Below are 12,617 nucleotides of genomic sequence, written 5' to 3'. Positions count from 1 at the left end.
AGCAAATATGGAGAAAATACGTAACATAAGAGAAATGATGAAGGAACAAGAGATGGATGGGTTCCTTATTACAAGTAGTAAAAACCGACGTTATATCACCAATTTTACAGGAACAGCCGGTGTTGTGCTCATTACGATGGAAGAAGCGATATTTATTACTGACTTTCGTTATATGAAGCAAGCTGCTGATGAAGTGAAAGGTTTCACGATTATTCAACATCATGGACCAATTCACGAAGAAATTGCGACGCAAGTAAATCGGTGTGGCGTCCATCAACTTGGTTTTGAGAAAGCACACATGACGTATGCGCAATACGAAGCTTACCAAAAAGTCGTGGATGTATCACTCGTACCTACAGGAAACATGATTGAAAAATTGCGCTTGATAAAGAATGAAGATGAGATTAAGATATTAAAGGAAGCGGCTCAAATAGCAGATGCGGCCTTTGAACATATTCTGACGTACATAAAACCAGGCGTAAAAGAGATTGATGTAGCAAATGAATTAGAATTCTTTATGCGTCAACAAGGAGCAACTTCCTCTTCATTTGATATTATTGTAGCTTCAGGTTATCGATCTGCCTTGCCACATGGTGTTGCATCTGATAAAGTAATACAGTCCGGAGAGTTAGTAACGCTTGATTTTGGCGCACTTTATAAAGGGTATTGTTCAGATATAACCCGTACCGTTGCTGTAGGAGAAATTAGTGAGTCATTAAGAGAAATTTATGACACGGTTTTAGAAGCGCAATTACGTGGATTACAAGGCTTGAAGGCTGGTATAACAGCAAAAGAAGCGGATGACTTAACACGTGATTATATTACGGAAAAGGGATACGGGGATTATTTTGGCCACTCTACCGGTCATGGCATTGGTTTAGATGTTCATGAAGGCCCAGGTTTATCGTTCCGCTCTCAAGAAACGTTAAAGCCAGGCATGGTAGTTACAGTTGAACCAGGTATTTACGTGCCAGAGATTGGTGGCTGTCGTATAGAAGATGATACGGTTATTACAGAAAGTGGCAACGAGCGTTTATCTACATCTACGAAGAAGCTTATTACGCTATAGCCTATTGAAGGAGGACATCATATGATTTCAGTAAATGATTTTAAAACAGGGTTAACGATTGAAGTAGATAATGGCATTTGGCAAGTGTTGGAGTTTCAACACGTAAAGCCAGGTAAAGGGGCAGCTTTTGTTCGTTCTAAAATGCGTAACCTTCGTACAGGTGCGATTCAAGAAAGAACATTCCGTGCTGGTGAAAAAGTAGCAAAAGCCCATATCGAAAATAGTAAAATGCAATATTTGTATGCTTCAGGAGATATGCATACGTTTATGGATAACAATACGTATGAGCAAGTTGAACTGAATGAAAAGCAAATAGAAGATGAGCTAAACTATTTAAAAGAAAACATGGAAATCAACATTCAGTTTTATCAAGGGGAAACGATTGGCGTTGAATTGCCAAACAACGTTGAGCTTGAAGTTACGGAAACAGAACCAGGTATTAAAGGAGACACTGCTAGTGGTGGGTCTAAGCCTGCAACAGTGGAAACAGGTTTAATCGTACAAGTACCTTTCTTTATTAATGAAGGGGATAAAATTATCGTTAGTACGAGCGACGGTAAATACGTTTCACGTTCAAACAAATAGAATCGTTCTAATAAATGCAAAAAACTGTACCAACGTCGGAATTAGACGACGGGTGCAGTTTTTTTTGTTTTGCTCTCCTAAATAATCACAGAAGTGTATAATTCCTTCTTCCAGGTCATTTCCTCTATTCATATCTACTATCTATTTTTGTAAGATGTCTCTTCTATCATTTACGGTCATAAATTGATTAAGCGCGCATAAATTACAGTAAAAGCATGCGAGGAATGGTGGGGTTTTATTGGAAGAAATTATAACGATTCTACCAGAGCGAATAAGGGATGAACTGAAGCAACTCTCTATCAATCAATGGGCAGATCTTCAAGAGATTCGCATTCGAGTTGGACGACCGATTGAATTATTGTTTAGCCAACACGTTACATTTCTACACGATGTATTGCCTAGTATAGAAGAAAGTCAATTTGTGTTAAATCAATTGGCGGATTATTCGATTTATCGATTAGAGGATGAATTGAGAGAGGGGTATATAACGATTGCTGGAGGGCATCGAATTGGCTTAGCTGGCAAGGTCAATACGGAACGGGGTGCTGTGAAAGCAATACGCCATATTCGTTCATTTAATATTCGTATTGCAAGAGAACAAATAGGTGTCGCCAATGACTTAATGGCATCTATGTATCACCATCGTTATGTAAACACTTTGTTGATTGGGCCTCCACAAACGGGGAAAACAACGCTAATACGTGATATAGCGAGAATAATTAGTGAAGGGACAGATAGCCTTCCATCGCAAAAAGTAGCAGTGATAGATGAGCGGTCTGAAATAGCCGGAAGCATAAATGGGGTTCCGCAACATACACTTGGTATGCGGACAGACGTAATGGACGCTTGTCCGAAAGCAGAAGGAATGATGATGATGATACGTTCCATGTCACCGGATGTACTTATTGTGGACGAAATAGGAAGTGAAGAGGATGTGAAGGCGTTAATGGAAGCTGTATATGCGGGGGTAACGGTCATATCAACCGTGCACGGGGATAGCTATGAATACGTTCGTCATCGTCCTTCCTTACACCCGTTATTTCAGCACCAAGTGTTTAGCCGTTTTGTTGTGTTAGGAGGATGGGACAAGACAGGTTTTAAACGAACGGTTTTAAATGAATTTGGTGAACGAATCCCACTGAAAACGAGGTGCATCCCACATGAAATGGATCGGAGCTCTACTCCTACTGTGCGCTACAACGTGGGGCGGTTTTGAATTTGCTAAACGATTAAAGGAACGTCCGAGACAAATACGACAACTGAAAAATGCCCTTCAAGTATTAGAAGCAGAAATATTGTATGGACAATCACCAGTTAAGGAAGCTTGTGAACAAGTAGCAAAACAAATTCCTGTACCGTTATCGTTGTTCTTTGACGCGTTTAGTAGTGCGCTAAAAAAGAGCAATGCACCTTTACATCTCGTCTGGGAAAAGCAACTTCAGGAATATTGGTCTAACAGTGCTTTGGGATTAGGGGAAAAAGAAATAATGAAACAATTCGGTCAAACGTTAGGACAACATGATTTTGTTGGACAACAAAAGCATATTAGACTGGCGTTATCTCACTTAGAGCGTGAATTACAAGAAGCGGAGGATGAACAGCAACGATATAGCAAAATGGTAAAAAGTTTAGGGTTCTTATCTGGATTACTGCTCATTTTACTGCTCATATAAGGAGGAGAAGAAAGGAGAGCGAGATATGTTGGGGGATACGTATATATTATTTCAAATTGCAGGAATCGGCATTGTCATTGCTATGATCCATACCGTTTTAAAACAAATGGGAAAAGAGGACATTGCGCATTGGGCCACATTAGTAGGTTTTATTCTTGTTTTGTTTATAGTCATGGACAATCTAGCGGATTTGTTTCAACAAATTAAATCTGTCTTCTTATTTCGATAGCAGGATGGTGGGGCAATGGTTATTTTTCAGGTTGTATCTTTTGCAATGATTGCAAGTTTCATTTTCATATTATTAAAGGATCAACATGCTTCTGTTGCGTTTGTCATCGTGTTATTTACTGGAATTGTTATTTTCTTAGTACTGATCCAACCAATTGCACAAGTATTTGGGTTGTTAGAATATATTGCGCAAAAGGCAGATGTAAATGGGATGTATGTAGAAACGATATTAAAAATTATCGGCATCGCTTATATATCGGAGTTTGGCGCGCAAATTACTCGGGATGCTGGGCTTAGTAGTGTTGCATCCAAAATTGAATTAGCTGGTAAAGTATTTATTCTCGTTTTAGCTGTTCCAATTCTTACAGCTGTTATTGAAACCATTCTTCGTTTTATTCCTGCGTGAGAAAGGAAAGGGGATTGATTCGAGCATGAGAGCTATCCATCAAATCATTGTTATTGTACTTATTGCTGTTCCATTCTTTTTCTTCTTGGATATTAGCGTGCATGCTCAGACTTCTGAACCAGAATGGACAAGCGATCAGTGGAGTGCTATTTCTTTTACGGAAATTCAGCAATATTGGACAAAGGTTGTAGAAGACTATGGTGGCTACTTACCAGAACTACAGAAAGGTTCGTTTGCTGAATTTATGAAGAATCACGATGCGGTATCCATTCAAGGTTGGGTGGGGGGGTTACTGAAATTTTTCTTTTATGAACTTGTTATGAATGGAAAGTTACTTGGGACGTTAGTGTTTCTTACGTTGTTTAGCATGATTCTGCAATCGTTACAAAATGCTTTCGAACAACAAGCGGTAAGTAAAGTAGCTTATGCAATCGTATATATGGTGCTCATTATGTTAGCGTTAAACAGTTTCTATTTAGCCGTTTCTTATGCGAAGGATGCTATCGAGATGATGAGTAGCTTTATGGTTGCATTGCTTCCACTTATGCTCGGATTGATGGCGACGTTCGGAAATGTGATGGCGGTTTCTTTTTTTCACCCAGTTATTCTTTTTCTTATTCATTCAAGTGGTGTTCTTATTTCTACCATTATTCTCCCATTACTATTTTTATCCGCTTTATTAAGTATCGTTAGTTCTATCAATGAGGAATATAAAGTAACTCAACTTGCTCAATTGTTACGTAACGGAGCGATGGGGATATTAGGTGCGTTCTTAACTATCTTTTTAGGCGTAATTTCTGTACAAGGTGCTACTACCGCTATTACTGATGGTGTTGCAATGAAAACGACGAAATTTGTAACAGGCAATTTTGTTCCTGTCGTGGGACGAATGTTCACTGATGCAACGGACACTGTGCTAAGTGCCTCTCTGTTATTAAAGAACACAGTCGGTATTGTAGGTGTTGTTCTTATTCTAGCTTTAGCCCTTTTTCCAGCGATTAAAGTGTTAGCAATCGCCTTGATTTACAAAATAGCTGCAGCCGTTCTCCAGCCAGTTGGAGGAGCACCAATCATTTCTTCTATGGATATTATTGCAAAACATATATTATTTATTTTTGCGGCGTTGTTAGTCGTTACGTTCATGTTCTTCCTAACGATTGTCCTATTAGTTGTAACTAGTAACGTTACGATGATGATCAGATAAAGGAGGTGTACGGGTGGATTATTTGATTAGCTGGGTAACGCAAATCATATTATTTTTACTGTTAGCCTTAGTGTCAGATTTGTTACTTCCTAGCTCCCAATTTCGCAAATATACAAAAATGGTAGTAGGCCTACTATTGATTCTAATTTTTTTACAGCCTATCTTTCATTTGTTTCAAACAGATATGAATCAAGTTTTATCCGAGCAAATGATGAGTTGGAATCAAGAAATGGAAGTAGAAGAGATGGAAAATTTAATAGAAGTAAAGAAAAGTGAAATACAAGCCTCTCAACGTGCATATATTTTAGAAGAAATGGCTGTCCAATTGGAAAATAAGGTGAAAGAGGGGTTGATGAATGAACATGAAGTAGCTATTCAGGACTTTTCCTTCCAGTTTACAACGGATCAAGAAATAGGCTTTGAAACGTTAGAGCAACTTAGTGTGGTGTTGTCTTCTAATGTAGGAGAAACTCAGCAAGGGAGAGTAGAGGATGTAGAGTATGTTTCGATTAACGTTCAGGAGCGTAATCAGCAACAAGTTAATCAACCATCTACTAAACATGTCAGGGAATTTCTTGCAGATGAATGGCAAATACCGAAAGAAAAAATTGATATACAGTGGGAAGGAGGGGTGGAATGAAGCAACCATTTTCTAAATTACAATCCTTACTGAAACTAAAATCAGAAGATGGTAACAAACCAACGAAAATGGCCTATGTACTTCTCATTGCGTTATTTGGCTTACTATTACTTATCGTAAGTGACTTGTTTGCTACTCCCAAACCATCTCCATCACTTATACAAGACGAAACGAATCAAGCTAATTCGGAAACAACTTCTCAAGAACAAGAAACTTTTTTACAAAAAGAACAAAAACAATCGAACGCGTTGACGGAGAAAGAAAGCTACTATGAGCAACAATTACAAGAATTGTTAAATGCAGTACAGGGAGTATCAGAGGTTGAAGTGATGGTTAATTTGGATTCAACAGAAGTAAAAGTATATGAAAAAAATGAATCAAATGGACGCCAAACTACAGAAGAAACGGATCGTAATGGAGGGGAGCGGACGGTAGAGGACGTTACGGAAGAAAGTCAAGTCGTCTTAACGAGAAAAGGAGATCAAGAGATACCTGTATTAGTGAAGACGGAGAAAGCACCGGTAAGAGGAGTGCTCGTCGTGGCTAAAGGAGCAGACCATATGAAAGTACAACAATCGATTAAAGAAGCGGTATCACGAAGTATGGATGTACCAACACATCGTATTTCTGTAATGCCGAAAAAATAAAGGGAGGAAATTGTATGATGTTAAAGAAACAAACGGTTTGGTTGTTAACAATGCTTAGTTTAATGATTGTATTAAGTGTGTATTACATGACATCGCCATCTCAAGATCAAGTTGCATTATTGTATGATCAAGAAGAACAGAAAGAAGGAGAAGGTACACAAGAAGAGAAAGCTACATCAGAAGAGGATGTTGTTGAAACACAAGGGGAACAAACAGAAGAAATGACTTCTAGCATGTCGAGTGATGAGTATTTTGTAGCGATGCGTATGCAAATTGATGATAATAGATCTAAGCAATTAGAAGAATTAGAGCAAATTGTTTCCTCTGGAGATGTTTCCGCATCAGAAGTTAACGAAGCAGTAGCACAAAAACGCCAATTAGAGGAGCGGAGCATGAAAGAAGATGTCGTCGAACAAACTATACAAGCGAAAGCAGAATATCCAGATGTACTCGTTCGGTCAAAAGAGGATAAAGTGTTTGTTACAGTTAAAGCAAATGAACTTTCTCGTGAAGATTCCGTTCAAATAATGGAAATGGTATATGATGAATTTGGTACAGACAATGTATCCAATGTAGAAGTAGAATTTCAGCCATATGAGCAATAACCAGGTGTATGCCGCATCTGGTTTTTTCTTTTTTAAAAAAGTTTACAACGTTATAATATGGGTGTAATCCCTTGTTATAAGACGGTTAAAAACAAAAAATAGCGTAAATAGAATGGCTCATACACAGACACGTAGATGATGAAAGGTTGAAGTTTGTACTAAATTTGTCGTAAAATATTAAGAGGTGTTATTAGTACCTGTTATTATTACGTTTATAATTAGATAAAGGGGTGCACATATATGTTAAAAGTTCAAGAGATTCGTGAATTAATTAAACTAATTGATGATTCCTCCATTGATGAATTTACATACGAAAGCAATGGGACAACCATCTCGATGAAGAAGCAAAAGGAACAAGTAGTAGAACGCATACAAACGCAAACAAAAGAAGAAGTACAAGCTAAGCCGCCACAACAAGTAGCTCCAGCTCCTGCGGAAACAGTTGAAGTTTCTAATTCTGTTCAAGATGAAGTGAATGCGAAGGCAGATGTAGATTATGATTTCGAAATCGTATCTCCAATGGTGGGTACATTTTACGAAGCTTCTTCCCCAGAAGAAGATCCTTTCGTAAAAGTAGGAGATGCTGTGCAAGCAGATACAGTCGTCTGCATTGTAGAAGCGATGAAACTGTTTAACGAGATTGAGGCAGAACAAAGCGGAGAAATCGTTGAAGTATTAGTGGAGAATGGACAATTGGTAGAATACGGTCAGCCATTATTCCTAGTGAAAGCCAAGTAAGGAGTTGCAAATATGATTAAAAAACTCTTAATTGCAAATAGAGGAGAAATTGCTGTTCGAATTATTCGTGCATGTAAAGAGATGAATATTGAGACAGTAGCTGTTTATTCAGAAGCAGATAAAGAATCGTTACACGTTCAGTTAGCGGACGAAGCGTATTGTATTGGTCCGACTTTAAGTAGTGAAAGTTATTTGAATTTCACGAATATTATGAGTGTGGCGAAGTTAACAGAATCGGATGCTATTCATCCAGGCTACGGCTTTCTTTCTGAAAATCCGGATTTCGCAGAGCTATGCGAAGAATGTAATATTATTTTTGTTGGCCCGAGTGCGGAGTCTATACGTAAAATGGGAACGAAAGATGTCGCAAGAGAAACAATGAAAGCAGCTGGTGTTCCTGTAGTTCCTGGTTCTGAAGGATTAATTAAAGACGAAGAAGATGGAAAGCGAATTGCAAATATAATTGGCTACCCCGTTATTATTAAAGCGACTGCTGGTGGTGGTGGTAAAGGAATTCGTGTGGCACGCGATGAGAATGAGTTAGTCAAAGGAATTCGTGTAACGCAAAAAGAGGCAGAAACTGCGTTCGGAAATCCTGGACTTTACATTGAAAAGTACATTGAAGATTTTCGTCACGTTGAAATCCAAATATTAGCTGACAATCACGGGAATGTTATCCATCTTGGGGAGCGTGATTGTACAGTCCAACGTCGCCTGCAAAAATTAATAGAAGAGTCGCCATCTCCGGCGTTAAGCGCAGAACTAAGAGAGGAGATGGGACAAGCTGCTGTTAAAGCTGCTGAAGCCGTTTATTACTCTGGTGCTGGTACGGTAGAATTTATTTTTGATCAAAACAATGAAACGTTCTATTTCATGGAAATGAATACGCGTATTCAAGTAGAGCACCCTGTAACGGAAATGGTAACAGGTGTCGATTTAATTAAAGAAATGATACATGTTGCAAATAATGATACACTGACGTACACTCAAGATGAAATTACCTTTAATGGTTGGTCTATTGAGTGTCGTATAAATGCGGAGAATCCATTTAAAAACTTTATGCCCTCACCAGGTAAAGTAGAAATGTATTTACCGCCTGGAGGATATGGGGTTCGAGTAGATTCGGCAGCATATCCAGGATGGAATATACCACCTTATTACGATTCGATGATTGCTAAATTAATTACGTATGGTCAAACACGTGAAGAAGCGATGGATCGTATGAAACGAGCTTTAGACGAGTTTGTTGTAGAGGGCGTTCATACCACCATTCCATTCCATTATAAAATGATGTCACACAATGTATTTAGAGAAGGTGATTTTAATACGAAATTCCTCGAACATTATACTATAATGGAAGAGGAGTAATGGAAAGGAGATGTTATTTTGAACGATAAACCACTGTTAAATGTTGGAGAAGGGTCCGCGCTAGGAACGATTGAAATAGCACCGGAAGTAATTGAAGTGATTGCTGGTATTGCCGTTTCTGAAGTTGGAGGAGTTGCTAGCATGAGAGGTAACTTTGCCACAGATGTAGCCGAAAGGTTAGGTAAGGTGAACCATGCAAAAGGGATTAAAGTGGATTTGACAGAAGAAGGTATTGTCATTGATACGTATGTAGTTTTGGACTTTGGTGTATCTATTCCTAAAATAGCACAAATGATTCAAGACAATACTCGTCAAGCATTGAAAAATATGACGGCGCTTGAAATTAAGGAGATCAATGTCCATATTGTTGGCATCCAAATGGAACCAACAGCGGATAAAGAAGCTGGAGAAAACGAATAAAGTCCAAGCAGAGGTTATTAAGTTATCACTTATAGCCTCTGCTTTCTTTGCTTTTTTATGATGAACGTTGCAAGTGGTTCGAAACATAGCACTTTCACTTTTCTTAGTAGCTTTTCTTTTGGTAAAATGGTATCATCTTACGGAATCATACGTTTAAAGGAGATTGATTATGAAGCGTCATACAGCAAGAGAAAAGGCATTCCAAGCTATATTTCAAATGGATATGAATGATATTACGAGTGACGAAGCAATACAAAGTGTTATGGAAAGTGAGGAGCTGCCAGTTCATGATGCGTTTGTAAATCAGCTCGTGTACGGGGTAGAAAAATATAAACAAACAATTGATGAAAAAATATCCACCCATCTAGAAAAATGGTCGTTTAACCGCATTGCATCTGTTGAAAGAACGTTATTACGTATGGCAGTTTATGAATTAGATTATGAAGAAGACATTCCTGAAAAAGTAACATTAAATGAAGTCATTGAATTAGCGAAAGTATTCGGTGATGATAAGTCAAGTAGCTTTGTAAATGGCGTATTAAGTAAAATAGTAGATTAATGAAAATAGGAGGGTTCATACATGTCTGCACACATCATTAATGGAAGGGAATTGGCAGATGACTTACGAGCACAAATGAAAGATGAAGTGTCTAAGTTACATGAACAGGGTATTTATCCGAGTTTAACGGTTGTTCTAGTTGGGGAAAACCCAGCGTCTTTATCTTATGTAAAAGGGAAAGAGCGGGCATCTAAAAAAATAGGGATGCATTCTAATTTAATTCAGTTACCAGCAAGCACCTCTGAACAACAACTATTGGGTCTAATTGATCAGTTGAATAACGACACTACTGTACACGGCATTTTAGTTCAACTTCCTCTTCCAAGTCATATTTCAGAAGATATTATCATTGAAGCAATATCTCCAGCAAAAGATGTTGATGGTTTTCATCCTATCAGTATTGGTAGAATGATTGCGGGAAAAGATACATTTCTTCCATGCACACCGTATGGCATTATGACTATGTTAGATGAGAAAGGGATTACGGTTGAAGGAAAGCATGCTGTCATTTTAGGTCGTAGTCGTATTGTAGGAAAGCCAATTGGACAAATGCTTCTCAACCGTCATGCAACTGTAACGTACTGTCACTCTAGAACGAAACAATTAGATCGTTATTTACAACAAGCGGACATCTTAATTGTTGCAATAGGACAAGCACATTTCATTACAGACAAACAAATAAAAGAAGATGCAGTTGTAATAGATGTCGGTATTAACCGCTTAGAGGATGGCTCCATAGTAGGGGATGTTGATTTTGATTCTGCTAAAGAAAAGGCATCCTACATTACACCTGTTCCAAAAGGGGTTGGTCCAATGACGATTACGATGTTGTTGCAAAATACAATTAAAGCAGCAAGACAAATGAACCAAGTAACGAATGGAAGTACATCTCGTGACGGATAAATATTTAACGGTATCGGCTATAACGAAATACATAAAGCGTAAATTGGAAACAGACCGTCATTTAAACGAAGTGTGGCTTAAAGGAGAAATATCAAACTTTAAGCTTCATAGTCGTGGGCATATGTATTTAACGATTAAAGATGAAAAGTCTCGCATTAATGCTGTCATGTTTGCTGGTAACAACCGATCGTTGAAATTCACACCTGAAAACGGGATGAATGTTTTTATTCGTGGGGAAATTAGCGTTTATGAGCCTGTTGGGCAATATCAATTGTATATTAAACAAATGGAGCCTGATGGAGTAGGCGCTTTGTATTTAGCTTACGAAGAATTAAAGAAAAAATTAACGCAAGAAGGGCTGTTTGATTCAGCAAGCAAGCAACCGTTACCTGATTTTCCAAGCAGCATTGCAGTTATTACTTCTCCAACAGGGGCAGCGGTACGGGATATACTCACTACTGTAGAGAGGCGTTATCCCTTAGCCCAAGTAACGGTATATCCTGTACTCGTTCAAGGGAAAAATGCTGCTGACTCAATAGCTCAAGCCATAAGTTACGTTAATCAACTAAAAAGTGATGACGTGATCATTACAGGGAGGGGCGGTGGTTCTATTGAAGAACTGTGGGCATTTAATGAAGAAATAGTCGCCCGTGCTATCGCGGCATCGCATATTCCGATTATTTCCGCTGTAGGACATGAAACTGATTTCACCATTAGTGACTTTGTTGCAGATTATCGTGCGCCTACCCCTACAGGAGCCGCGGAAATTGCTGTGCCCTCTCAAGTGGAACTTACAAATCAAGTAAGGCTGTTAGGGCGACGATTACACCGAGTGATGGGCATGCAGTTGTCACAAGGAAAAGAACAAATCGCCCGCTACCAGAAGTCTTACGCTTTCCGTTATCCTGAACAAATGGTAAAGCAAAAGGAACAAGAGTTAGATAAGCTCGTCGAACAATTGCAACGCGTTCACGTAATTACGCGTACAAATAAACAAGATAAGTTTACAACATTGATCAATCGCCTACAACAACAACAGCCACAAGCAGCCAAAGACCGTGCTAGCGATAAGCTAAATCAAGTAACTAAACGTCTTGACAGAGGCATGGAGTCTCAAGTTCAAAATAAGGTTCATTCATACAATCAAATGTTGAATAAATTAACATTGTTAAATCCATTAGCTATTATGAAACGAGGCTATGCGATTCCTTTTAATGAATCGGGTAATGTTGTGAAGTCTGTTGATGACGTGGAACTAGGTGAAGTTTTACAGGTAAAGGTGAAAGATGGGGTATTAGATTGTCAAATATCGGGGATGGAAAGAGAGGAATACGATGACTAATCAACAAGAACAAATAAGTTTTGAGGACGCGATGAAGCAGTTAGAGCAAATTGTTGAGAAATTAGAAGAGGGTGATGTCCCTTTAGAGAAAGCCATTACATTTTATCAGGAAGGAATGAAACTTTCTAAACTGTGTAACGACAAATTAGTGAAGGTAGAAAAACAAATGCAACAAATTATGAATGAGCAAGGAGAGTTGCAGCCATTTAATGTTCAGGAGGAAGAATAGC

At 38.5% G+C, this 12,617-nt stretch carries 17 protein-coding genes; all 17 read left to right on the top strand.

The features are described 5' to 3' along the window. Positions 1 to 7: 7 nt before the first annotated feature. Complete coding sequence (locus tag N784_RS00420) at positions 8 to 1,069, top strand: M24 family metallopeptidase (RefSeq protein WP_036830884.1); 1,062 nt, start codon at positions 8 to 10, stop codon at positions 1,067 to 1,069. A 21-nt stretch (positions 1,070 to 1,090) separates the two neighbouring features. Beyond that, the gene (efp, locus tag N784_RS00415; protein WP_036830882.1) at positions 1,091 to 1,654 is read left to right on the top strand and encodes an elongation factor P; all 564 of its coding nucleotides are present in this window, start codon (positions 1,091 to 1,093) and stop codon (positions 1,652 to 1,654) included. A 238-nt stretch (positions 1,655 to 1,892) separates the two neighbouring features. Beyond that, positions 1,893 to 2,870: a stage III sporulation protein AA gene (gene spoIIIAA, locus N784_RS00410; RefSeq protein ID WP_036830881.1), complete on the top strand. Its 978-nt coding sequence runs from the start codon at positions 1,893 to 1,895 to the stop codon at positions 2,868 to 2,870. Beyond that, complete coding sequence (spoIIIAB, locus tag N784_RS00405) at positions 2,815 to 3,327, top strand: stage III sporulation protein SpoIIIAB (protein WP_036830880.1); 513 nt, start codon at positions 2,815 to 2,817, stop codon at positions 3,325 to 3,327. Before spoIIIAA ends, spoIIIAB begins: the two co-directional genes overlap by 56 nt. A 25-nt stretch (positions 3,328 to 3,352) precedes the next feature. Continuing rightward, on the top strand, positions 3,353 to 3,556 hold the full coding sequence (spoIIIAC, locus tag N784_RS00400) for a stage III sporulation protein AC (protein WP_036830878.1): 204 nt from the start codon (positions 3,353 to 3,355) through the stop codon (positions 3,554 to 3,556). Between the two features lie 15 nt (positions 3,557 to 3,571). After that, positions 3,572 to 3,961: a stage III sporulation protein AD gene (gene spoIIIAD / locus N784_RS00395; protein ID WP_036830876.1), complete on the top strand. Its 390-nt coding sequence runs from the start codon at positions 3,572 to 3,574 to the stop codon at positions 3,959 to 3,961. Between the two features lie 25 nt (positions 3,962 to 3,986). Beyond that, the gene (gene spoIIIAE, locus N784_RS00390) at positions 3,987 to 5,165 is read left to right on the top strand and encodes a stage III sporulation protein AE (RefSeq protein WP_036830874.1); all 1,179 of its coding nucleotides are present in this window, start codon (positions 3,987 to 3,989) and stop codon (positions 5,163 to 5,165) included. Positions 5,166 to 5,178: 13 nt separating this feature from the next. Beyond that, positions 5,179 to 5,805 carry a stage III sporulation protein AF gene (spoIIIAF, locus tag N784_RS00385; RefSeq protein WP_036830872.1) on the top strand — a complete coding sequence of 209 codons (627 nt, stop codon included), beginning with the start codon at positions 5,179 to 5,181 and terminating at the stop codon, positions 5,803 to 5,805. Next, positions 5,802 to 6,452, top strand: coding sequence for a stage III sporulation protein AG (spoIIIAG, locus tag N784_RS00380; protein ID WP_036830870.1), 651 nt, complete (start codon positions 5,802 to 5,804; stop codon positions 6,450 to 6,452). Before spoIIIAF ends, spoIIIAG begins: the two co-directional genes overlap by 4 nt. Before the next feature lie 14 nt (positions 6,453 to 6,466). Then, the gene (locus N784_RS00375; RefSeq protein ID WP_052127067.1) at positions 6,467 to 7,057 is read left to right on the top strand and encodes a SpoIIIAH-like family protein; all 591 of its coding nucleotides are present in this window, start codon (positions 6,467 to 6,469) and stop codon (positions 7,055 to 7,057) included. 240 nt (positions 7,058 to 7,297) lie between these two features. Next, positions 7,298 to 7,795: an acetyl-CoA carboxylase biotin carboxyl carrier protein gene (gene accB, locus N784_RS00370; protein ID WP_036830868.1), complete on the top strand. Its 498-nt coding sequence runs from the start codon at positions 7,298 to 7,300 to the stop codon at positions 7,793 to 7,795. 12 nt (positions 7,796 to 7,807) lie between these two features. Beyond that, positions 7,808 to 9,163: an acetyl-CoA carboxylase biotin carboxylase subunit gene (gene accC / locus N784_RS00365; RefSeq protein ID WP_036830866.1), complete on the top strand. Its 1,356-nt coding sequence runs from the start codon at positions 7,808 to 7,810 to the stop codon at positions 9,161 to 9,163. 18 nt (positions 9,164 to 9,181) lie between these two features. After that, positions 9,182 to 9,583 carry an Asp23/Gls24 family envelope stress response protein gene (locus N784_RS00360; protein WP_036830865.1) on the top strand — a complete coding sequence of 134 codons (402 nt, stop codon included), beginning with the start codon at positions 9,182 to 9,184 and terminating at the stop codon, positions 9,581 to 9,583. Positions 9,584 to 9,752: 169 nt separating this feature from the next. Continuing rightward, positions 9,753 to 10,142, top strand: coding sequence for a transcription antitermination factor NusB (nusB, locus tag N784_RS00355; RefSeq protein WP_036830864.1), 390 nt, complete (start codon positions 9,753 to 9,755; stop codon positions 10,140 to 10,142). Between the two features lie 21 nt (positions 10,143 to 10,163). After that, on the top strand, positions 10,164 to 11,045 hold the full coding sequence (gene folD / locus N784_RS00350) for a bifunctional methylenetetrahydrofolate dehydrogenase/methenyltetrahydrofolate cyclohydrolase FolD (RefSeq protein ID WP_036830862.1): 882 nt from the start codon (positions 10,164 to 10,166) through the stop codon (positions 11,043 to 11,045). After that, complete coding sequence (gene xseA / locus N784_RS00345) at positions 11,035 to 12,387, top strand: exodeoxyribonuclease VII large subunit (RefSeq protein WP_198134374.1); 1,353 nt, start codon at positions 11,035 to 11,037, stop codon at positions 12,385 to 12,387. Before folD ends, xseA begins: the two co-directional genes overlap by 11 nt. Next, positions 12,380 to 12,616 carry an exodeoxyribonuclease VII small subunit gene (locus tag N784_RS00340; RefSeq protein ID WP_036830858.1) on the top strand — a complete coding sequence of 79 codons (237 nt, stop codon included), beginning with the start codon at positions 12,380 to 12,382 and terminating at the stop codon, positions 12,614 to 12,616. Before xseA ends, N784_RS00340 begins: the two co-directional genes overlap by 8 nt. The last annotated feature ends 1 nt before the right edge of the window (position 12,617 follow it).

It is taken from the genome of Pontibacillus litoralis JSM 072002, from assembly GCF_000775615.1.
Lineage (GTDB): Bacteria > Bacillota > Bacilli > Bacillales > BH030062 > Pontibacillus > Pontibacillus litoralis.
The sequence above is the reverse complement of the archived record's forward strand: the minus strand, read 5'-3'. Positions and strand labels throughout refer to the sequence as shown.